The sequence below is a fragment of the Ferroacidibacillus organovorans genome, from assembly GCF_001516615.1.
Classification (GTDB): Bacteria; Bacillota; Bacilli; order Alicyclobacillales; family SLC66; genus Ferroacidibacillus; species Ferroacidibacillus ferrooxidans_B.
Genome location: NZ_LPVJ01000006.1, coordinates 172,013 through 193,353, shown reverse-complemented (window position 1 = coordinate 193,353; position 21,341 = coordinate 172,013). Strand labels below are relative to the sequence as shown.

The following is a 21,341-nucleotide window of genomic DNA, read 5'->3' as shown; positions in this document are numbered from 1 at the left end:
GATGTTTGTTCCGGATAGGATGAGATAAAAAGAAGGGGTGCAAGCGGGGATGACACCAAACGTCGTTGAAATTGCCTCGTTGATCGGAGATGCCTCTAGGGCAGAGATGTTGATGCGCCTCCTCGGAGGTAAGGCGATGCCTGCCAGTGAACTCGCGCGCGCCGCAGGCATTACACCACAAACGGCGAGTTCACATCTCGCGAAAATGGTAGAAGGTGGTCTTTTGCTTCATGAATCACATGGCCGCCACCGCTATTATCGACTCGCAAACCAAGAGGTAGGTCATGCCTTGGAGGCGCTTTGCGCGATCTCTCCGTCAAAGCCTATCCGCTCGCTTCGCGAGTCGGATCAAACCAAGAATATACACTTTGCTCGCACGTGCTATGACCACCTGGCGGGGGAGGTTGGTGTCGCGCTTACTGAACGGATGGTGGAACTGGGATTCATTCACAAGGAGAATCGAGATTTCACGGTGTCATCCGAAGGGGAAACGTGGTTTCACTCATTCGGCGTTGACACAGAGCAGCTTCGAAGTGGCAGACGCCATTTTGCCCGGCAGTGTCTGGACTGGAGCGAGCGTAGGCACCACATTGCGGGGGCGCTCGGAGCCGCGATGACCCATCGTTTGTTTGATCTTCTGTGGATCGAACGGGTCCCAGGAGGGCGCGCTGTACGCGTGACACGCAAAGGATTTGAGGCTTTCAAAAGAGAACTGGGACTAGAATGGAAGCAGGCATGAGGTGCGAGAAATATTTATCAAAAATGATCGAACGAAATGATCAAAAAGTGATAAAATAAGATCATAAAATGATCATTCCATCGAGCGCAAAGTTTGTTTTCGCGAAACGTGGGGCCACGCTGCGCCGAGTTCGCCGTTTGGTCGTGCGCCAAAGATCAGCGAGCGCAGATGGACAGGAGGGGTCGTCGATGTATCCGTCAGAGCGCCGCGACGCGCTTCTCCGCGTGTTGAGTCAAAAAGGCTTTGTATCGATTCAGGATCTGGCGGCGCAGCTCAACGTCTCGGAGATCACGATCCGCCGCGATCTCACGATGTTGCAGCGGCAAGGTATGGTCGAAAAAGTGGCTGGTGGTGGACGCGCCGCGAAAAGTACGAGTGAGCTTGCGTTTATGAACAAACGCGTGCTCCAACAAGCCGAAAAGTCCGCCATTGCCAAGCGGGCATTATCCTTGATCGAGCCTGGCATGACAATAGGCATGTCGGCGGGAACCACGACTTGGACACTCGCCAAATGGATCAAGCCCGAGTCGTTTGCGACAGGTTCGGGTACACCGACCGCGCAGCGTGAGGTGAAAGAACGTCGCAGCCAGGCGCGCATGAAACGGGAGTCCCTCACATTCGTGACAAATTCAACCAACATCGCCATTGCGCTTCAGGCCAACGGCTGGCGTGACATTCATTTGACGGGAGGACAATTTCGCACACCGTCTGATGCGTTGGTTGGACCGCTTGCCGAGCAGAGCGCCCGCCAATTGCACACAGACCTGCTCTTTCTTGGCGCGCACGGTGTGGATCTGGAATTCGGCGTTAGTTCACCTAACCTGCAAGAAGCGTCTGTCCATCGCGTTTTGATGGAGAGGGCGGAGACGGTCATTTTGCTGTTTGATCACACCAAGTGGGGGGTGCGCGGATTTGCCCATCTCGCCATGCTGGATGAGGTGGATGTGGTGATTACAGACGCATCTGCTGAAAAAGACGGGGACTCAGATCCGCACGCAGAGGAGATTGCGGAACTTCGCCGACGCGGGACAGAAGTCATCGCTGCGCGTACAGAGACGGATGACACGTAAATTTGCGCGCTGAGGTGGGAAACGGTTTTCCCGCGTATTTTAGAAAGGAGGAGCTACCTTGGCTGAACTGCGCTACAATCCATTGTTAAAAGACTGGACGATGGTGGCATCCAATCGGCAGGGACGTCCGCAGATGCCAAAGGACGATTGCCCGTTTTGCCCCGGCTCGGGCAAGGTTCCAGAAGACTATGATGTTTATCAGTATGACAATGACTTTCCAGCACTTTCGCAGCATCCGCCACAGCCTGACGATGTAGCCACGGGACTCTATCAAACGGCAGAGGCGTACGGAAAATGTGAAGTCATCCTCTATTCTCCAGATCATCACGCGTCGCTTTCACAGCTTCCCGTTTCCCATCTGCGCAAACTGATCGATTTGTGGGCGGCGCGGTTTGCGGTGTTAGCGCAAGATCCTGCGCATCAATACGTCCTGATTTTCGAGAACCGCGGCCCGGAGGTTGGCGTCACCATGCCGCACCCACACGGACAAATCTATGCGTATCCCTATGTGCCGCAAAAGATTCGCGTTGAGCTTGAAGCTTGCCGCGACCATCACGCTGCGACGGGATCCTGCCTGATCTGCGATATCAACCGAGAAGAGATGTCATTTCAGCAGAGAATGCTTTTGGAAACAGAATCGTTTGTGAGTTATATACCCTTTTTTACAGATTATCCGTACGGCGCGTTTATCTCCAGCAAGTCGCACACGTCGAATCTCCTTCAATTCACAAGTGCAGAGCGGGACGATCTCGCCAAGATGCTAAAACGTGTGACGGCGGGCATGGATGCGCTGTTCGACCGCGAATTCCCCTACATGATGGTGCTGCACCAAAGCCCTGTGAACCAGGATGTGACAAACGCGACCGCGCCGACGGGGCAATTCCCGGATGCTCATAAATTCTACCATTTTCACATCGAGTTTTACCCGCCGCTGCGTTCAAAAGACAGGGTAAAGTATCTCGCCTCATCCGAGTCTGGAGCGTGGGCGCCCTGCAACCCGCTCGCAGTAGAAGATACCGCGCCACAACTTCGCGCAGCCATTTTAAAACGAGGGGAGGAATTCGACCGTGACGGATGGTAATCGTCTCGCGGGTCAGACAGCAAGTGAAGGGCCGCATAATGAGTTGGCGCAGGCCATGCAAACGTTTCTCGCCTTTTCGCCTGAGCCAGACATTGCAGGCGATTCGCCCGTTCGCGTGTTTTTCGCTCCGGGGCGCGTGAATCTGATTGGTGAGCACACGGACTACAACGGCGGTCACGTATTGCCCGCAGCCCTGACTCTAGGCACATGGGTCTTCGCTCGGGTACGCCGTGACAAGCTGGTGCGCATCGCGTCGACCTCCTTCTCGCAAGTCGTGGAGGTCGCAAGTGATGAGATACACTACAGCGCGCAAGATGACTATGCGAATTACCCCAAAGGGGTGCTCCGCGAGTTTCAGAAGCTAGGGTTTGACATCCCGGGTCTTGACCTGCTCTACGTTGGCAACCTGCCGAGTGGCGCGGGTCTTTCGAGTTCCGCCTCGATCGAGGTTGTCACAGCTTCTATGTTAAATGAAATGCTCGGGGCCGATCTTGCGCCGGAACGCCTCGCGCTTATGTCGCAGGCGGCGGAGAACCAGTTTGTCGGGGTCAACTGTGGCATCATGGACCAGTTTGCGGTGGCGCTTGGCAAAGCGAACCACGCCATCTCGCTGAATTGCGACACGCTTGATTACCAGCGAGTGCCGATGCAGATTGCGGGCGTCCGTTTGGTGATCATCAACACGAACAAGCGCCGCGGCTTGGCCGATTCGAAGTATAACGAGCGCAGAGGCGAGTGTGAGCAGGCGCTTTGTCAAATGCAGCGCGTGCGGCCAGGGATCCGCCATCTGGCTGATCTTGACGAGGCGGAATTTGCCACGATCGAGGCGACACTTCAAAGCGAGGTTTTGCGCAAGCGCGCCCGTCACGTGGTGACGGAGAACCAGCGGGCAAAGCAGGCGGTGGACGTTTTGCGTCGCAACGAGATCGCCTTGTTTGGCCAGATGATGAATGCGTCGCACGTTTCTTTGCGGGATGATTATGAGGTGACCGGGTTTGAGCTTGACACGTTGGCTGAGGTCGCGTGGCGCGCGCCGGGCTGTATAGGTGCGCGCATGACAGGCGCGGGGTTTGGTGGATGCACCGTGAATCTTGTGCAGGCTGACTGCGTGGAGGCGTTTATCGTGGAAGTGCGAGCAGAGTACACAAAGATCATCGGTTACGAGCCGTCGTTTTATATCACGGATCTCGGCGATGGGGTCAAAGAGGTCACGCGTGAGATGGAGCGTGACGTTCGTGCGGCGGTAGATAAAAGATGGGGTGGAGGACTTTAAAATGGCGATTTTAGTGACGGGCGGGGCCGGGTACATTGGCAGTCACACGGTGGCGGAACTCAAGGAACACGGGGAAGAGGTGGTGGTGGTTGACAATCTCTCCACAGGGCACAGGGGCGCGGTGCTTGACACGCCGTTTTATGCGATGGACCTGCGCGATTCGGAGCAGATGATTGCGGTGCTAAAAAAGCACAGCGTGGATACCGTCGTTCATTTTGCCGCCTATTCGCTCGTTGGTGAGAGTGTAAAAAATCCGCTGAAATACTACGAAAACAACGTTGCCGCGACGGCCAAGCTGCTCTGTGCCATGGTGGAGGCGGGCGTTTCGCGGATCGTATTCTCATCGACCGCCGCCGTGTACGGAGAGCCTGAGGGGATGCCGATTGAGGAGTCTGCCAAGAAGGAGCCCACAAATCCCTACGGCGAGACGAAACTGGCGATTGAAAAGATGCTGGACTGGTGCTATCAGGCGTACGGACTAAAGTCTATCCGCCTGCGCTATTTCAATGCGGCGGGTGCTCACGCGACACTTCCGATCGGCGAGGACCATCGCCCAGAGTCACATCTCATCCCGCTCGTGCTGCAGGTCGCACTCGGTCAGCGAGAGGCAGTGTCCGTGTTTGGCGATGACTATCCTACGCCGGATGGGACGTGCATCCGCGACTACGTTCACGTGTCGGATTTGGCGAGCGCTCACCGACTCGCCGTTTTGCGTTTGCGCAGTCGCAAAGGCGGGGCGGAGTCTTTTAATCTCGGCAATGCGCAGGGCTTTTCCGTAAATGAAGTCATTGAGGTGGCGCGCAAGGTGACGGGGCATCCGATCCCCGCTGTTAAGGTGGCGCGTCGCGCGGGCGATCCGGCAGCGCTTGTCGCGTCTTCACAGCAGGCGCGGGAGATGCTCGGGTGGCAGCCGAAGTATACGGACCTTTCTTCCATGGTAGCGAGTGCCTGGACGTGGCATCAGGCGCATCCGAACGGGTATGAGGATGAGGATTCCCCAGTCCGTCCGTGAGGCGGGCGGAGTTTCGCGGTTCGGATGGCATAGTGCATCAATACCTGATGGGGTTACAACGACATGGCGGGATGGAGAGGGTCGACGTGCAGGCAAATGTGAAGCGGCATCTTTTTGACGGGGCAAATGCGATTACGCTGAAGGCGGGACCGTATTCTGCGATGGTGTTGCCAGCGCAGGGTGGCAACCTCGTTTCTTTTGAAGATGAAGAACGCCAGTTGAGCTTTTTGCGCAAGCCTGAAAGCCTCGCCGCAATCGTTGAGAAACCGCTTCTCTATGGTTTTCCCGTATTGTTTCCGCCCAATCGATACGAAGATGGCGCATTCACCGTGAACGGCCACGCGTACCACTTTCCTGTCACGGAGACAAAAACGCACAATCACATCCACGGATTCTTAAAGGACGTACCGTGGAGTGTATCGGAAACGGGTGAATCGGAAGATGCGGCCTATGTCGAGCTGACGCAGCGCGTGGATGAGAAGCATGCCGCGCATCGCTACTTCCCTCACGAATTTACAATCGCTCTTCGCTATACGCTGACAAGAGCGGGTCTACAGCAAGATGTGCGGGTGGAAAACTGCGGAACTGCGGCGATGCCGCTCATGCTCGGGTTTCACACGGCACTGCGCATTCCGTTTGCCAAGGACAGTCACGTCGATGATTACCGAATCAAGGCGACGATCGGAGATCATTTTGAGCTATCGCCGCGCATGCTTCCGACAGGTCGACTTCAGCCGCTTACACCTGAGGAAGAGCGACTTCAAACAAGCGGTGTGCAGCCATTTTATGCGGCGCTTGATCACCACTACAAAGCGCTGCCTCAGGATGGGAGAAACTACGCTACGCTGACAGACACGCGGCTTGGCGTGCGCCTGGTGTTTGAAGTGGACACGCAGTATCGCTACTGGATGGTCTTTAACAATTTCGGACGTGGCGAATACATTTGCCCTGAGCCGCAAACGAACATGGTCAATGCGCCGAATGTGAATCTTTCAAGTGATGAGACAGGGATTGTGATTCTTAAGCCAAATGACGTTTGGACGGCTGTCAGCAGACTGTATGTGGAAGAAGCTTGAGCGGCGCTCGGCGATCCTATTTCTTTTTTAAACTGGGATCCTAATTTATAGAATAGCGTACGCCTGGAATGGTTTTTTGAATGCGCGAGAGATTGGGTGTAAGTTGAAAGATGGCGGGCATGAGTGGCTGTACTGCCTTGCCGTTTGAATCGACGTATTCAACGAGCGGTGTGAACATGCCGTAACCGTGAAAAGTGTTTCCAAAGTCAAGCGTGGCACGCAGTGTCACGGTTTGCTTCGGGTAAACGTTCACGTATGCGGTTGATGTCAAACGAGCCGGTTTGGCGTGTGAGTCTGACGCATGCACCGTGACGTCGCGGAAGGTGGCGAGTGGACTCGCCATGGTGAGCCCAGTCAGCGTAACTTTGGAATTTGTTCGATTCGTCACAGTGAGCGAATACGTGGTTTGTTTCACCGGATTTAAAAATTCATTTCCGATCGATAGACGGTTAACGCGAAATGCGGGTGTGTGATTAGGCCAGATATTGATTTGCCAATGGCCTGCATGGATGGAAACGGTTTGCCCATTTGAGAAATCAATCGTGAAAGCGGGATTTGCCGTGAGTGAATGAACGGGATGCGTCGTGGACATTTCCAAAATGAGTTGCAGACTTGTGAGTTGCCCTTGAACGTTTGTGCCAGAGCCAAAGTAGGCGTTCTTAAGCTGTATGCCGGGCATCTTGTCAAGCGAGATTCTGGAGATATTCCCCGCGCCGTTCTTTTGCTGTGGCACAATGTACACAGGGAGTTGAAGGTAAGAAGCGCGGTTCATCTCTGTATTGATGACCACGTTGTTTTGCGGCATAAAAAGTTCGGGTGGAACTTGAGTCGGCGACCTCTTTTGCTGGTTTGTCTCGGCAAAAGAAAGGGCGGCGACCGCCACGATGGCCGCCAATCCAAGTGTAGAGCGCAATCTCACGGTAGAAGCCCTCTTTCATAAATAGATGGGGTTACGGTTATAGCGTGTATGGATCACACCTTTTCTAGTGCCGCGAATTCCGGCAACGCGCTGGCAAACTGGCTTTTGTAGAGTTCTGCGTAGAATCCGTCCTGCTCGATCAGCGCGTCGTGAGCTCCCTGCTCGACGACACGGCCGTGATTCATCACAAGAATGCAGTCTGCATCGCGCACCGTGGACAATCGATGAGCGATCACAAAGCTGGTGCGTCCATCCATCAGGCGCTTCATCGCGTGCTGGATGTGGATCTCCGTGCGCGTGTCGACACTGCTTGTAGCCTCATCAAGAATGAGGATCGTTGGATTGGCCAAGAATGCGCGGGCAATCGTCAGCAGTTGCTTTTGTCCCTGTGACAGGTTGGAAGTCTCTTCGTTTAAGTGTGTAGCGTAGCCATCTGGAAGTTTTCGAATAAACGAGTCGGCATAAGACGCTTTTGCCGCTGCGATCACTTCCGCCTCTGTCGCGCCTTTGCGTCCATAGGCGATATTTTCAAAGATCGTGCCGTGAAAAAGCCACGTGTCCTGCAATACCATGCCAAATTTTTGCCGCAGCGCCGCGCGGGGAAACGTCTTTATATCTACGCCATCGAGTAAAATGGTCCCGGCATCTTGCTCGTAAAACCGCAGTAACAGGTTGATCAGCGTGGTTTTTCCGGCGCCTGTCGGACCGACAATCGCGATCTTCTGTCCCGGTTCGGCACGCAGGCTCAGATTTTCAATGAGTGGTTCACCCACTTTATAGCGAAACGAGACGTTCTCAAACACGACCCTGCCGCGTTTTGCTGTGACAGATTCCGCCGAACGCTCCGCGACAAAAACCTGATCCGTACCTTCGAACCGAACCGCTTCCGCGGATCGTCCTGACGCTTCGTGCCCCTGACCATCATCATCACAGGGGTGCGCTGCGTCTTTTGCGATTTGTTCGCGCGGATCCTCCTCTTCCTGTTCGTCGAGCATCTCAAACACGCGCTCGGAAGATGCCAGCGTGGATTGAATGACGTTTGAGATGCTCGACAACTGGTTGATCGGTTGGGAGAATTGCCGAGAATACTGGATGAACGCGAGAATATCGCCGATTTGCAGGCGCTTGTAAGTGACGAGTATCCCGCCGATGACACAAACCAAGACATAGCTGAGGTTGCCGATAAAATTCATGATCGGCATGATGATCCCTGTCACAAATTGCGCCTTCCATGCCGCCTCGTAATACGCTTCATTGATCGTGGCAAGCTTCTCTTTGGCGGTCGTCTCATAGCCAAACGCTTTGACCACCTGGTGGCCCGTGAACATTTCCTCAATGTGCCCATTTAATGCGCCGAGTGAGTGCTGACGGAGCTTGAACTGGTTTTGTGAACGCTTTGCGATGGCCTTGGTGACAACGAAACTGAGCGGCAGGGTCAAAACCACCGCCAGCGTCATGAGTGGGCTGATGGAGAGCATCATGACAAAAACGCCGATGAAGGTGACCACGGCAGAGAGGGCCTGGGTGAGGCTTTGCTGGAGCGTGCTGCTGATGTTGTCAAAGTCGTTAATGAAGCGGCTGAGGATTTCTCCGTGCGGATGTGTGTCAAAGTAGCTGATCGGCAGTCGGGACAATTTTTCGTTGACTTGGCTGCGCAGGTCGGAGACCGCTTTTTGCGCGACGCCCGCCATGATGTATTGCTGGATATAGCTTAGCAGCGAACTGAAGATGTACAGTCCACCCAAAAGCAAAAGCAGCCTTGCGATCAGTAGGAAATCGACGCCTCCGCCCGAAACGCCTCTGAATTTTTGGGAAACACCCGCAAAGAGATCGGTTGTGACGTTGCCCATGATTTTCGGACTGAGGATGCTGAATGCGGTGCCAAAGAGGGTTGCCAAAACGACGAGCAGAAGGCGCAGGGTGTACGGGCGAAAATAGCGGATCAGGCGCGACAGCGTCCCTTTCATGTTTTTGGGCTTTTGCACGGGCATGAGCATCCCTGCCGGCCCGCCGAAACCATTGCCCGGTCCGGGGCGCATGCCTTGGTGATTCCCTCCGCGCTGATTCACGCGATTTCCCCCTCTGCCATTTGCGAATGGACAATCTCCTGATACACGCTACATGTTTTCAAGAGTTCGCGGTGCGTTCCTTCGCCTACCTTGCGCCCCTCATCAAGCACGAGGATGCGGTCGGCATCCTTCACGGACATGACACGCTGCGCAACCAGGATCACGGTTGACTGTGCAGCTTCGCGCCGCAAGGCTCTTTGCAGCATCACGTCTGTCTTAAAGTCGAGCGCGGAGAAGCTGTCGTCAAAGAGATAAATTGCTGGTTGTCGCACAAACGCGCGGGCGATGGTGAGCCGCTGTTTTTGACCGCCTGACAGGTTTGCGCCGCCTTGGGATAGAAAGGTGTCAAAGCCATTTTCAAAGGTATCGATAAATTCACTCGCCTGCGCAACGTTTGCCGCGTGGCGGATTTCCTCATCCGTCGCATCCTCGCGGCCAAAGCGCAGATTCTCGGCGATCGTCCCGGAGAACAAAACCGACTTTTGCGGCACCATGCCGATCTTTTGGCGCAAGGCCTGCTGGCTCATCTCCCTCAGATCGATGCCGTCGATTCGGATGCAGCCGTCTGTCACATCAAAGAAGCGTGGAATCAAACTGAGAAGCGTGGTCTTTCCTGCGCCAGTCCCGCCGATAATGGCAGTGATCTCTCCGGGGAATGCCTGAAAGGAGAGATCTTCGAGCACGTCTTTCTCTGCGCCAGGATAGCGAAAGCAGACGCCTTCAAATGACACAAGCCCTTTTGGCGCCGACGCAGGCGGCAGAGGCGTGGGACTCGGGGACACCGGATCGACAATCTGCGGCTGAATGTCGAAAACCTCCTGAATGCGTTTGGCAGACGCTTGCGCGCGTGGAACCATGAACAGCATGGCCGAGACCATCATGACAGAAAACATGATCTGTGTGACGTATTGGATAAATGCCATCAAGCTTCCGATCTGCAGGGTGCCGTTGTTGACGCGGATGCCGCCAAACCAGAGAATGGCGATCGTGGAGAGGTTGATGATCAACATGAGAAGGGGCATCAGCGCTGACATCACTTGAAAGGCGCGCGCCGAAACGTCTGACAGTTCGCGGTTTGCAAGCTGGAAGCGTTTCAACTCGTCTGCCGTTCGGTCAAAGGCGCGCACCACGCGCACGCCGATCAGGTTCTCGCGCACGACGCGATTGAGCTGATCCACTTTGGTTTGGATCGTGCCAAAGAGGGAGAACCCGCGATGCAAAATGAGATAGATGGAGAGTGCAAGGACGGGCATGATGAACACGATAGTCAGGGACAGGGGCGCATCCGTATACACGGCCATCAAAATGCCGCCGATTGCCATGAGTGGCGCCATCACCATCATGCGCAACAGCATATTGATAAACTGCTGGACTTGCATTACGTCATTCGTGGTGCGCACGGTCAGTGAGGAGGTGCCGATCTCATCAAACTCATGGAGCATGAAGTCTTCAATGTGGTTAAACAGTTCCTGGCGCAGACGCTGACCAAATCCGGCCGATGCTTTGGCGGAGAGCAGTCCTGCAAAAACTGAACACAGGACGCCTGCGAGAGCGACCAAAAGCATGAGCAACCCAATTTTCAGGATGTAGCCCACATTGCCCGTCATGACGCCGACATCCACGATCTTTGACATGAGGTTTGGCAGATACAAGCTGGATATCGATTGCAGAAAGATGAGCAAGAGGATGCCAAGAATCGAGGCTTTGTAAGGTCGCAAAAAACGAAAGAGTTGTCTCATTGCGCATCTCCTGTTAAGACGAAAGAATCGATCCTTCAACCATTCTACTGCAATCTGCGCACACTTTCGAGGCGTGCGTTTGCGGGTGTCGCGTTTTACCGAATGACAGAAGAAAGATCAATGATTTACACATTGTTTACCCCATCTTTGCACTTCCTGAAGTTGTGCAAGCTATACTCGCGCTATCATGACCGAGGAGAGCGAGTGCCGCGTATGCCTGAATTGACCCTCCGCAGCAAAGATCCTTCATCCCGTCACTCCTCCAGCGATTGCCCTCTCAATGAAAAAACGCGCGCGAATTCCCGCCGCATTCAGCCTTCGCGAAACCGCCGGGCGTTAAAAACCAGCGCAGCAGGTTGGCTGTTCATCCTTCCGGGTCTGCTGTCGCTTACGTTGTTTTTGTTCATTCCGGCAGGCTACGTCCTCTATCTCAGTTTTCAGCGGTGGAATCTTCTTACGGCAAACCCGCAGTTCGTAGGGTTTAGAAATTACATTCATCTTGCGGTCTCTCCGGATTTTCAACAGGCAATCGCCAACACCTTTTGGTTTGGGCTCTTTTTGCTCCTTATCCTGATCCCTTTGGGGCTTTTCCTTGCCGTTCTTCTCGACATGGGCTTAAAAGGGACACGCATTTATCGCACGATTCTCTTCGCGCCATATGTGGTGCCACTCGTTGCATCAGGCCTTGCATTCTCCCTGATGTACAACCCTGATTTTGGGCTGATCGACCAAATTCTCGCGCTGTTTCACATAAGTGGACCTGATTGGCTGGGATCAAGCACGCTTGCGCTGCCAAGCGTGATCGCGATGACCGTGTGGCAGTACCTCGGGTACTACGTCATCATCTTCTTAGCAGGGCTTCAAAACATCTCGCACACGCTGAAAGAGGCGGCGGCAGTCGACGGTGCTGGCGCGCAGGAAACGTTTTGGAGAGTTATCTTGCCAAACCTTTCGCCAAGCCTTTTCTTTGCCTCGGTGATTTGCACAATCCAGTCCTTTCAAACCTTTGATCAGGTCTACGCGATGACCCAGGGTGGCCCTGCAGGCGCCACGCTGACGGTGGTGTACTACATTTTCATGCAGGGTTTTCAAATGTACAACATTGGGACTGCATCGGCGGCGTCCATTGTCCTTTTGATCTTTCTCGCGCTGCTCACGTGGTTGCAGGTTCTATTCAGCCGGAGATGGGTGGTTTACGAATGATGGTTTCGCGAAATTTGATTGGTCGCATCGTTGCCCATCTCACACTCATCTTGCTCTCTGTCGTCATTCTCGCGCCAATCTACTTCACGGTGGTCAGTGCGCTCTCAAGCAATACAAGCCTTTTTAGAAATGCGCTGCATCTATGGCCGCAGGGCTGGCACTTTGAGAATTTTGTCAGAGCGTGGCGATCCCAACCGTTTGCCACTTATTTTTTCAATAGCTTCGTGAGCAATTTTTTGATCGTAGCGGCCCAACTGATCACGTCGACGCTCGCTGCCTATGGATTTGCCATGGTTCCGTTTCGCGGCGCGCGTACAGCCTTTTTCGTCACACTGCTTGGCATGATGGTGCCGACACAGGCCGTTTTCATCCCGGTGTACCTCATGCTCGCGCAAGTGCATCTCATCAACACATACGCGGGACTCGTCCTGCCGTTTGTTGGAAGCGCATTTGGCATTTTTCTTCTGCGCCAAGGATTTTTAGCCATCCCAAAGGAGTTGATCGCCGCCGCACAAGTTGACGGAGCATCCCATCTACGCATTTTGTGGTCCATCGTGCTGCCTAACGCAAAAGCGTCGCTAGTCACGCTCGCAATTCTTAACTTTGTTTTTCACTACGACAGTCTGTTTTGGCCGCTCATCGCGACAAACTCAAATGGCATGCGCACGATTCCGGTCGCTTTGTCTTATTTTCTTGACCAGGAATCTGCGGGAAATGGTTTGGCCTGGAATCTCATGATGGCAGCAGACTTGTTTGCCGTGCTTCCTGTTCTTATCCTGTTTGTTCTAGGTCAACGTTTTATCATTCGCGGTGTCACCAGTTACGGCGTCAAGGGTTGACAGCTTCCTTGACGTGGCAGCAGGAAGGCGCGAATTGAGAATTGACATAAAACGTATATAGGACGGTGTTTTTAATGAAAACAATCGATCGAGTAAAGCTTATTGCAACGATTCTGACGCTCACTACAGCTGTTGGCGGCAGTAGCGCAATGGCTTCTACATCAGTCCATCGCGTGTCAGCACCCGTACAAATCTCATTTTGGTATGGAATTGGCGGCCAGCTCAGTTCGGATGTGCAGCAGCTTGTGGCAGCGTTTAACCGTACGCACCCGGGGATTCATGTGACTGCAACGTATCAAGGAAGTTATTCCGGTGGCGGACCGGAGCAGCAGAAGCTGCTTGCGGCCATTCGCGCAGGGGATGCGCCGGATCTCGCGCAGATGGAAGTGCACTCCATGCCTGTGTTTGCGCTCTCTGGGCATTTGCTTCCCTTGACGTCGTACATGAAAAAGAGTGGACATGACAAGCCGAACGATTTTATCAGTGGCATGCTCGTCAGCACGCAGTTTGGCGGTCAATATTATGGTGTGCCATTCAATCGAAGCGTTCCCGTGCTTTATTACAATGAGACAATGTTCAAAAAGGCGGGCATCGCCAATCCGCCTGCTACGTGGAGCCAACTTGCTTTCGATGCGAAAAAGCTCACCAAAGGCGGCGGCAACCATAAAGTGTACGGTTTTGAGCCACTCGTTGACTGGTGGCCGTTTGAGGCGTCGGTGTGGAGTGGCGGTGGTCACATCATGTCCGCAAACCGGAGTCAAGCAACCTTCGCGACGGCGGCTGGCGAGCGAATTTTGACGATGGAACAGCAGCTTGTAAAAAGCGGTTACGCAAAGGTGCAAACGGGTCCCAACTACTGGACGGACACGACACAGGCGTTTGCCGCGGGGCAGACTGCGATGGACATTGACTCACCCGGCGATGCGGTGGAAGTTGCGAAGGCTGTTGGGCATCGGTTTCAGTGGAATACAGCGATGTTTCCGGCAGATGTCATGCGTGCGGTTCCCCCGGGTGGCGGCGATGCGGTGATGCTTTCCAGCACGCCGGCAAACCTGCGCCCTGCCGCGTGGACGTTTATCCAGTGGTGGACAGCGCCTGCGCAAAGCGCCAAGTGGTCGGAGATGACCGGGTATGTCCCGGTGGCAAAAGGGGCGCTTGTCAGTCCGGGCTATCAGGCATTTTTGAAGGCGCATCCGCAAATGCGGGCTGCGATTGAAGAACTTAAGTATCAGCACGCATCGCCTGCCTCTGCGCAGTATCTGACAGTTGTTCAATACGTGCAGCAAGGGTTGCAGTCAGCGTTTGATCTGGGGACGCCTGTCAGCAAGGCGATGGAGCAAACACAGCAGCAAATCAATTCGTCCTTGGGAAACTGAGGAAGCGTGCGAGCGCGGTATTGTGACTTGACTGTGAATATCAGGCAGGCGAATGGGGACGGACGAGTCGGTTGCGACTCTTTCGTCTCTATGTGTTGGATGATTCGTGGAAATCTCAGTATGAATAGATTCGCATATTCGATTATCACGTACGGTTGATTTTATTTCGATATACATCTATGTTTATGTTTGTATAAATAACAATTTGATGCGTGCCGTCTTGAATCGACGTGAGGGTGTGATGGATCATAAGAAAGATGATGAACCTCCTGCGCGCCGAGCCTGCATATCGGCGGTTGCTTTTTGCGAGCCTATTGAGCGGAATCGGTGACTGGTTCAACAGTGTGGCACTTCTCAGCCTCCTCCTTCACCTTACTGGATCGAGTCTGTCCGTTGGCATTGCTTTGGCAGTGCGCACGTTTCCGTATCTTGTCATGGGGCCGCTTGGCGGAATTTTGGCTGACCGGTTGCATCGTAAAACGATCTTTCTATTCGCAGACTTTTCTCGTTTTTTTATAGCACTCGCCCTGTTGCTGGTACACGCTGTGTCACAAGTCTGGATCGCCTATGTGGCGACCGCGGGGCTCGTCGTCTTTTCGGCGCTTTTTTCTCCAGCGCGAACTGCCGTGATTCCGCAACTGGTACACCCGCAGCATCTCGCTGTCGCCAATGCGCTCGAACAATCACTTGGCGGCTTTGTCATGGCGTTCGGTGCGGGACTGGGCGGACTCATCAGTGCGCGCTTCGGTTTTGACACAGCGTTTGCCATCAACGCCATTTCCTTTTTAGCATCAGGATTTATCTGCTGGTCTATCAACCTTCCAAACTTGCCCAACCGTGATCCTGGTAGTTTTGAGGGGCTAGAGGAAAAACCGCAGCGAATCCATTCTCGAGCACCATCACATTCGTTTTGGTTTGTCTTTCGTCAGTCGCGGCTCATTCAACTCGTCTGCGTGCAAGCGATTCTCTGGGCGATTGGCGGGGGTGCCATCAATACGCTTCTCAGTGTCTACGGATACCAGGTTTTTCACAGTGGAAACTGGGGTGTCGGTGTTCTCTATGGCGCGCTCGGTATAGGGTTTTTGGCAAGTGGGTTCTTCGCATCGCGCCTTGTGAAGCGGCTTCGGATCATCACGGCCGCAGCGTACCTCTTCGAAGGAATATGCCATGTCGCGGTTAGCCTGTCGCCTGTGCTGTGGGGAGCGGCCATCTTATTGTCTTTTGCAACGATGAGCGCAGGAATTGGCAACGCTGTGACGACCACGCTTTTGATGAGAGAGGCGCCGACTGTGTTTCACGGGAGAGTTTTTTCGCTGCTCGGGACAATCTCGAGTGTCGTGATTTCTCTCTCCATGCTTGCGACCGGATTTTTGCTCGATGTTATTCCTGCGAGAACGATCGGATTTTGGGCAGGTTCTTTCATGGTATTTACGTCATTTGTCACCGGTTTTGCACTGGTAAGGATGAAGGATACGGCAATGAATCCGCATCACGCATCGATCTAATGATACGCCACGGGGTATTGACTCAAACGTTTTTTCTGATTAATATATACCCCATACCGTATTTTAAGGGGGGGAACAGCGTGTCGGAACTGACAGTCGAAACGAACGCATCAACACAGACCTCAGCAGAAGTCTTTGAGAAAATTCTTCGCAATGAGCCGCTCTTGATTCTGGACGTTCGCAATGAGGATGCATTCGCGGATTGGAAGATTGAAGGTCCTTCCGTGACGAGCGTCAACATTCCATATTACGATTTGCTGGATGGCGTTGAGGCTGCGCTTCTGCAACTGCCTAGCGACCAACCTGTTCTCGTCGTTTGTGCAAAAGAAGGGTCCTCTCAGTTTGTTGCAGAACAACTGATTGAAGCAGGTCGTGACAATGTCACATACCTCGCAGGTGGCATGAAAGCGTGGAGTGAGTATTTGCGCCCTGTAAAGGTCGGGAATCTTACGACCGGCGGCGCGTTGTATCAGTTTGTTCGCGTTGGCAAAGGCTGCCTCTCTTATATGATCGTATCCGATGGGGAAGCAGCGATCGTAGACACAGCTCGTATGACCGATGTGTATGAGTCCTTTGCAAAAGAACTCGGCGTCACGATCACACACACACTGGATACACATCTTCACGCAGACCATATTTCTGGGGGCAGAGCGCTCGCTGAGAAACTCGGCGCGACGTATTGGCTACCTCCAAAGGATGCGACGGAGGCACAATTCGCTTATCATCCACTCGAGGATGGAAAGGTTATCTCCGTCGGCGCGACAGAAGTGAAAATTGCTGCACTCTATTCGCCAGGACACACGATCGGCAGCACGTCATTGATCGTGGATGACACCTATCTTTTATCCGGGGATATCCTGTTTGTCAAGTCGATTGGCAGACCGGATCTCGCTGGTTCAGCAGGGGACTGGGCAGCTGATTTGCGTAAATCCCTCTATGAAACGTATCAGGGTCTTTCTGCAAACCTGACACTGCTTCCGGCGCATTATGCACACGGTGATGAAATGAATGAGAATGGCTGCGTCTGCGCCAATCTCGGACAATTGTACGCGACAAACTCGGGACTCCTTGTCGCTGATGAAAAAGTTTTCCACAAACTGGTGACGGAAAATCTTCCGCCGCAACCGAATGCCTATCAAGAAATTCGGCTGACAAACATGGGCAAGTTGCAGCCTGGCGAAGATGAGCAGCGAGAAATGGAGATCGGTCCAAACCGTTGCGCCGTTCACGGATAATACACGTATAGGGTTAAAGATTACCCGTACGAGCGACACGTCTATCAAACGGCGTATCGCTCGTACGGGTTTTTGGTAAAATGTAGAGGTGAGCAGGCGGTATCCACGATAGGGGGAAGAACGATGGCACCGTTTCACTATTCTGTAACCACGAACAAATCGGTGGACGAAGCGGTTGAAGCATTGGAAGTCGCTTTAAAAGAACATAAATTTGGCGTGCTCTGGAAGCTTGATCTGCACGCGAAGCTTGAAGAAAAAGGTGTGCCGCTTGACATGCCGTATCGGGTGCTTGAGGTATGCAATCCGCATGAAGCAAAAAAGGTGCTTTCCGAGACACCACTCGTGGGTTATTTCCTTCCGTGTAAAATTGTTGTTTATGAAGTGGATGGGAAAACACAGATTGGGTTGCCCAAACCGACTGCGCTGATGGATGTAGTCGGCGTGGCGTCTTTGAACGAGATCGCACAGGGTGTCGAAAATACGTTGATTCAAGCGATTGAACAGGCCAAATAGGTGTCATGATGCGCCTAGGTGCCGCATGAGCCAAGATTTTTAGGAGTGATTGAAGTGCGGCTTAGCATCCTGGATCAATCGCCGATCGCGCAAGGAAGTGACGCGCACACTGCGCTCGCGCAGACTGCGAAGATTGCTGAGTTGGCGGAGCGGCTCGGCTACACTCGATTCTGGGTGTCGGAGCACCACGACGCGTCATCCTTGGCAGGCTCCACGCCGGAAGTTCTTCTCGCTCATCTCGGTGCAAGAACATCGGCGATCCGGCTCGGCTCGGGCGGTGTTATGCTGCCTCACTACAGCGCATACAAGGTCGCGGAAAATTTCCGCATGCTCGAGGCGCTCTATCCAGGGCGCATCGACGTCGGACTCGGCCGCGCGCCGGGTGGATTGCCGATTGCAACACGGGCGCTTCAAGAGGGCCGGGCGCGCGAGATCTCGTACAGTCAGCAGGTGGATGACCTGCGCGCCTATCTAACGGATACGCTTCCTGACGATCACCGTTTTGCGGGAATTCACGCGACCCCTCGTGTCCAAACGGCGCCGGAGATTTGGTTGCTTGGATCGAGTGATGTGAGCGCGCGCATGGCCGCGGCAAAGGGGACGGCTTTCATGTTTGCGCGTTTCATAAACGGCGAGGGTGGCGTGGATGCGGTTCAAGCGTATCGGGATTCATTTGTGCCTTCTGCCACGCTCCAAGCGCCAGTATCAAGTGTGGCAGTTTTTGTGATCTGCGCGGATACGGATGCGGAGGCTGAGCGGATTGCGTCAAGCCTTGATCTCGCACTCGTGCTGCTCGCGAGCGGCAAACGCGCCGACGGGACGCCCTTGATCAACGACGCGCTTGCGTATCCATATACGATGTACGAAGAGGCGCTGCGTCGCGAGAATCGTAAACGCATGATCGTAGGGAGTCAGGCCACGGTAAAACAACAGTTTCATCAACTCGCGATGGACTACGGCGTTGATGAGGTGATGGCCGTGACGACAACGGCAGAGTTCGAACACCGGGTGCGGTCGTTTGAGTTGCTGGCAGCCGCGCTGATTGAACAAGTTTAATCTGCTGAGACGAATGAAAGAGCCCCTTCTAGAGTAGGGGCTCTTTCGGTCGTGTCGACATGGGCGGAATCTGCAGGGACTACGCCAGCGGCTTGATTTGTAAAATGTGGTTTCCAGGTCGCGTCAATGTCACTTCGATATTTTGTGACGCAGCTTTCGTGAGAACGATCTGCCATACAGGCTGACCATTCATTGTGGTTGCTACGATCGAGTGCACTTTTGCGCCCGGTACGACGCGCAGGGCAGCGTTATCAGCGAGATTGATGCGCTCAGACAAAGGTGGCTTGTAGGTCGATGTTTTTGTCGTAATCACAGGTGTTGGCGTGCCGGTTGCAGTTGATGTGCTCGAACCTGCAGTGGAAACTTCACTTGCTTCATTTTGATAGGCTGTGTGCGTCGACGTGAATTGTTGTCCTGCCACAAACGAGAGTATAGCAATCAGCAAGGCGATCATGCCGCGATTCATACGTGTCATCATGGTTGTCATGGTTCATGTTCCTCCTTGAATCTTGGTATAGCTGTATCGTAGAGGGACTCTATGATCGTATCATGACAGGATGGTCCATTTTTTCAGATTCTATACGGTTTCGCTGAAAAATAGTCTATAACACACCTTGAATTGCGGAATCACGCCGGATTTACTTTGTGTATGTCGAGTGAAACCCGCGGCGTATTGACCGCCAGGGCAGTGTGACGTGAAAGGTTGTACCTTTGCCCTCGATGCTGGACACCGTAATGGTTCCTTTGAGAAGACTGACGATCCACGCGGCAATGGAGAGACCAATGCCGCTGCCAATGGCGTGTTGTTCTGCACCTTTTGAGCGATAAAAGCGGTCAAATACGCGGGGGAGGTCTTCCTTAGGAATACCGATCCCGTCATCCATCACGTCGACAAAGAGATCATTTCGCTTTTTCCCGATCCGCACCTTGACGTGGCCTTTGCGGCGGCTGTATTTAATCGCATTTTCAATCAGAATCGTGAGCAATTGTCGCAATTGTACGCGATCACTATAAAGTGTCCACGTCCCATCTTCGGCGTCAATCGAAACGGTGACTTCGTTTTCTTCAGCAAAAGCATTCAGTGCATAGATGACTTCGCTGACGAGCTTTCTAAGCTCCAACGGCTCAAATTTTAGCGTTGGCTGATTTGAACCGACGCGCGCAAGCGTGGAGAGATCGCCGATGATCCGCGAAAGATAGTCCACTTCGCGCAGTCCCTCCTCAATCGCGGCGCGCATCGCTTTGGGATCGTTACTCTCTTTTTCAAGTTCTAGAATTCCGCGCAAGAGAGTCATCGGGGTCCGCAGTTCATGTGCCGCGTCATTGACGAAATGGCGCTGGCGCAGCATGGCGAGGCGAACAGGCTTTAGCGAATGCGTGGCGAGTCCATAGGTGATCGGAAGGATGATCAGAAGACTTGCGAGCGCGAGTGTAAAGTCAACCGCTACGAGGGCGTGAAGGGTGTGCACGATCTCTGCGAGAGAGTATGCGCTGACAAGAAAAGCGCCTTCCTTTCCAATCGCGCGCGTGCCGATGAGAAGAGGCTGTTTATTGAACGTGGTTGTACTCCACTGCGTGGCGGTGTGCGGCGTGTAGGCGCGTGCATAATCGGCCATGAGTGGCGCGATGTTTCCTGTGACGCCAATCAGGGTCAGGTCTTCGGATAAGGGGAATCCCTCTTTAGAAAAGATCCACGTCGCGACAGGTTCTGGTTCGATATCTACCTTTGCATTGCGAATGGATGTCGGAAAAGCGTTGGCCGTTTCGACCATGCCGTGCAATTTTTGTTCCCACTCTTCGCGCACCGCCTCGTACGCATAGGACATCGTTCGGTTTTGCACATAGTAATAGGTTCCAATGATCAAAACAAACTCAAAGACGAGAAAGGCCACGAGGTGCCACGCAGAAACACTGAAAAGAATGCGGGATAAGATGCGTCGCTCAGACTGTGTAAATTGGTTTTTCATCGATCAATTTTATAACCGATCCCGCGTACGGTGCGAATGAGCGGCGCGGATTTTGGCGCATCCAGTTTTGCCCGCAAGCGCGCGACGATCGCCTCCACGACGTTCGCTTCCGGTTCAAAATCAGAACCCCAGAGCTTTTCCAGGATGAGTTGACGACTCATCACTTGGCCGGCATTTCGCATGAGGAGTTCCAAAAGTGAGAATTCTTTTCGTGACAGTTCAAGAGGAACACCGTCTTTAAACACTTCTGCGCTCCCGGTGTTAAGTTCTAAGGGGCCGCAGCGCAAGACTTGGTTCTCAACGTAGACGGCAGGACGCCGCGCAAGCGCGATCAATCTCACGTGGAGTTCTTCAAATGAGAATGGCTTCGTTAGGTAGTCATCTGCGCCGTGATGAAACCCTGCAATTTTGTCTTCGGTGCTGTCTCTTGCGGTCAGCATGAGAATGGGAATTGTAACGCCTACATTCCGCAGTTTTTCGCATAAGGACATCCCATCGCCGTCAGGAAGTTTGATGTCAAGGATCAAAACATCAAAAAGACCGTCAATTGCCGCCTGAAAACCAGTTTGCACCGTGTGCGCGAGTTCCACAACGTGCGCCTTGCGTTCAAGGCCGCGTTGTAAGAGGGATGCGATACGATGATCATCTTCGACAATGAGGATCTTCATC

General features: G+C 53.5%; 19 protein-coding genes. 13 read left to right on the top strand and 6 right to left on the bottom strand.

Annotation, left to right across the window (positions count from 1 at the left end):
• Positions 1 to 49: 49 nt before the first annotated feature.
• The 6 genes from ATW55_RS02470 (at position 50) to ATW55_RS02445 (ending at position 6,251) form a co-directional block, all read left to right on the top strand.
• Positions 50 to 739 carry an ArsR/SmtB family transcription factor gene (locus ATW55_RS02470; RefSeq protein ID WP_067711817.1) on the top strand — a complete coding sequence of 230 codons (690 nt, stop codon included), beginning with the start codon at positions 50 to 52 and terminating at the stop codon, positions 737 to 739.
• A gap of 188 nt (positions 740 to 927) precedes the next feature.
• Positions 928 to 1,809 (top strand): DeoR/GlpR family DNA-binding transcription regulator, encoded by an 882-nt coding sequence (locus ATW55_RS02465; RefSeq protein ID WP_160327144.1) that lies wholly within the window; start codon positions 928 to 930, stop codon positions 1,807 to 1,809.
• Positions 1,810 to 1,867: 58 nt separating this feature from the next.
• A complete protein-coding gene (gene galT / locus ATW55_RS02460) occupies positions 1,868 to 2,890 on the top strand; it encodes a galactose-1-phosphate uridylyltransferase (protein WP_067711811.1) in 1,023 nt (340 codons plus the stop codon).
• A 55-nt stretch (positions 2,891 to 2,945) separates the two neighbouring features.
• Positions 2,946 to 4,163 (top strand): galactokinase, encoded by a 1,218-nt coding sequence (locus ATW55_RS02455; protein ID WP_067711873.1) that lies wholly within the window; start codon positions 2,946 to 2,948, stop codon positions 4,161 to 4,163.
• Between the two features lies 1 nt (position 4,164).
• Positions 4,165 to 5,175, top strand: coding sequence for a UDP-glucose 4-epimerase GalE (galE, locus tag ATW55_RS02450; protein WP_067711808.1), 1,011 nt, complete (start codon positions 4,165 to 4,167; stop codon positions 5,173 to 5,175).
• A gap of 86 nt (positions 5,176 to 5,261) precedes the next feature.
• Positions 5,262 to 6,251: an aldose 1-epimerase gene (locus tag ATW55_RS02445; RefSeq protein ID WP_235586958.1), complete on the top strand. Its 990-nt coding sequence runs from the start codon at positions 5,262 to 5,264 to the stop codon at positions 6,249 to 6,251.
• Between the two features lie 40 nt (positions 6,252 to 6,291).
• Here ATW55_RS02445 and ATW55_RS02440 read toward each other — a convergent pair whose 3' ends face one another.
• From ATW55_RS02440 to ATW55_RS02430, 3 genes are read right to left on the bottom strand one after another with little or no spacing between them, the layout of a single operon-like run.
• The gene (locus ATW55_RS02440) at positions 6,292 to 7,170 is read right to left on the bottom strand and encodes a hypothetical protein (RefSeq protein ID WP_067711805.1); all 879 of its coding nucleotides are present in this window, start codon (positions 7,168 to 7,170) and stop codon (positions 6,292 to 6,294) included.
• Positions 7,171 to 7,223: 53 nt separating this feature from the next.
• Complete coding sequence (locus ATW55_RS02435; protein WP_067711867.1) at positions 7,224 to 9,209, bottom strand: ABC transporter ATP-binding protein; 1,986 nt, start codon at positions 9,207 to 9,209, stop codon at positions 7,224 to 7,226.
• A 26-nt stretch (positions 9,210 to 9,235) separates the two neighbouring features.
• Positions 9,236 to 10,978 (bottom strand): ABC transporter ATP-binding protein, encoded by a 1,743-nt coding sequence (locus tag ATW55_RS02430; protein ID WP_067711802.1) that lies wholly within the window; start codon positions 10,976 to 10,978, stop codon positions 9,236 to 9,238.
• A gap of 213 nt (positions 10,979 to 11,191) precedes the next feature.
• Here ATW55_RS02430 and ATW55_RS02425 point away from each other — a divergent pair, with 213 nt between their 5' ends.
• The 7 genes from ATW55_RS02425 (at position 11,192) to ATW55_RS02395 (ending at position 18,705) form a co-directional block, all read left to right on the top strand.
• Complete coding sequence (locus ATW55_RS02425) at positions 11,192 to 12,181, top strand: carbohydrate ABC transporter permease (RefSeq protein WP_067711799.1); 990 nt, start codon at positions 11,192 to 11,194, stop codon at positions 12,179 to 12,181.
• Positions 12,178 to 13,020: a carbohydrate ABC transporter permease gene (locus ATW55_RS02420; protein ID WP_067711796.1), complete on the top strand. Its 843-nt coding sequence runs from the start codon at positions 12,178 to 12,180 to the stop codon at positions 13,018 to 13,020. The genes ATW55_RS02425 and ATW55_RS02420 overlap by 4 nt, the downstream gene beginning before the upstream one ends.
• A gap of 74 nt (positions 13,021 to 13,094) precedes the next feature.
• A complete protein-coding gene (locus ATW55_RS02415; RefSeq protein WP_067711793.1) occupies positions 13,095 to 14,396 on the top strand; it encodes an ABC transporter substrate-binding protein in 1,302 nt (433 codons plus the stop codon).
• A 257-nt stretch (positions 14,397 to 14,653) separates the two neighbouring features.
• Positions 14,654 to 15,901, top strand: coding sequence for an MFS transporter (locus ATW55_RS02410; protein WP_067711790.1), 1,248 nt, complete (start codon positions 14,654 to 14,656; stop codon positions 15,899 to 15,901).
• Between the two features lie 89 nt (positions 15,902 to 15,990).
• On the top strand, positions 15,991 to 17,136 hold the full coding sequence (locus ATW55_RS02405; protein WP_067711865.1) for an MBL fold metallo-hydrolase: 1,146 nt from the start codon (positions 15,991 to 15,993) through the stop codon (positions 17,134 to 17,136).
• Positions 17,137 to 17,259: 123 nt separating this feature from the next.
• The gene (locus ATW55_RS02400) at positions 17,260 to 17,649 is read left to right on the top strand and encodes a DUF302 domain-containing protein (protein ID WP_067711787.1); all 390 of its coding nucleotides are present in this window, start codon (positions 17,260 to 17,262) and stop codon (positions 17,647 to 17,649) included.
• 48 nt (positions 17,650 to 17,697) lie between these two features.
• Positions 17,698 to 18,705, top strand: coding sequence for an LLM class flavin-dependent oxidoreductase (locus ATW55_RS02395; RefSeq protein WP_067711862.1), 1,008 nt, complete (start codon positions 17,698 to 17,700; stop codon positions 18,703 to 18,705).
• A gap of 79 nt (positions 18,706 to 18,784) precedes the next feature.
• Here ATW55_RS02395 and ATW55_RS02390 read toward each other — a convergent pair whose 3' ends face one another.
• From ATW55_RS02390 to ATW55_RS02380, 3 genes are all read right to left on the bottom strand, one after another.
• Positions 18,785 to 19,192, bottom strand: a complete 408-nt coding sequence (locus ATW55_RS02390) for a hypothetical protein (protein ID WP_067711784.1) — start codon at positions 19,190 to 19,192, stop codon at positions 18,785 to 18,787.
• Between the two features lie 151 nt (positions 19,193 to 19,343).
• A complete protein-coding gene (locus tag ATW55_RS02385; RefSeq protein ID WP_067711780.1) occupies positions 19,344 to 20,672 on the bottom strand; it encodes a sensor histidine kinase in 1,329 nt (442 codons plus the stop codon).
• Positions 20,669 to 21,340 carry a response regulator transcription factor gene (locus tag ATW55_RS02380; protein ID WP_067711777.1) on the bottom strand — a complete coding sequence of 224 codons (672 nt, stop codon included), beginning with the start codon at positions 21,338 to 21,340 and terminating at the stop codon, positions 20,669 to 20,671. Before ATW55_RS02380 ends, ATW55_RS02385 begins: the two co-directional genes overlap by 4 nt.
• Position 21,341: the final 1 nt, after the last annotated feature.

What these genes read in the sequence shown, in the direction of transcription:
- ATW55_RS02430 (WP_067711802.1), bottom strand. Translation starts at nt 10,978, where the DNA reads ATGAGACAACTCTTTCGTTTTTTGCGACCTTACAAAGCCTCGATTCTT.
- galE (WP_067711808.1), top strand. Translation starts at nt 4,165, where the DNA reads ATGGCGATTTTAGTGACGGGCGGGGCCGGGTACATTGGCAGTCACACG.
- ATW55_RS02435 (WP_067711867.1), bottom strand. Translation starts at nt 9,209, where the DNA reads ATGCGCCCCGGACCGGGCAATGGTTTCGGCGGGCCGGCAGGGATGCTC.
- ATW55_RS02385 (WP_067711780.1), bottom strand. Translation starts at nt 20,672, where the DNA reads ATGAAAAACCAATTTACACAGTCTGAGCGACGCATCTTATCCCGCATT.
- ATW55_RS02455 (WP_067711873.1), top strand. Translation starts at nt 2,946, where the DNA reads ATGCAAACGTTTCTCGCCTTTTCGCCTGAGCCAGACATTGCAGGCGAT.
- ATW55_RS02420 (WP_067711796.1), top strand. Translation starts at nt 12,178, where the DNA reads ATGATGGTTTCGCGAAATTTGATTGGTCGCATCGTTGCCCATCTCACA.
- ATW55_RS02400 (WP_067711787.1), top strand. Translation starts at nt 17,260, where the DNA reads ATGGCACCGTTTCACTATTCTGTAACCACGAACAAATCGGTGGACGAA.
- ATW55_RS02415 (WP_067711793.1), top strand. Translation starts at nt 13,095, where the DNA reads ATGAAAACAATCGATCGAGTAAAGCTTATTGCAACGATTCTGACGCTC.
- ATW55_RS02410 (WP_067711790.1), top strand. Translation starts at nt 14,654, where the DNA reads ATGATGAACCTCCTGCGCGCCGAGCCTGCATATCGGCGGTTGCTTTTT.
- ATW55_RS02470 (WP_067711817.1), top strand. Translation starts at nt 50, where the DNA reads ATGACACCAAACGTCGTTGAAATTGCCTCGTTGATCGGAGATGCCTCT.
- ATW55_RS02425 (WP_067711799.1), top strand. Translation starts at nt 11,192, where the DNA reads ATGCCTGAATTGACCCTCCGCAGCAAAGATCCTTCATCCCGTCACTCC.
- ATW55_RS02465 (WP_160327144.1), top strand. Translation starts at nt 928, where the DNA reads ATGTATCCGTCAGAGCGCCGCGACGCGCTTCTCCGCGTGTTGAGTCAA.
- ATW55_RS02390 (WP_067711784.1), bottom strand. Translation starts at nt 19,192, where the DNA reads ATGACAACCATGATGACACGTATGAATCGCGGCATGATCGCCTTGCTG.
- ATW55_RS02380 (WP_067711777.1), bottom strand. Translation starts at nt 21,340, where the DNA reads ATGAAGATCCTCATTGTCGAAGATGATCATCGTATCGCATCCCTCTTA.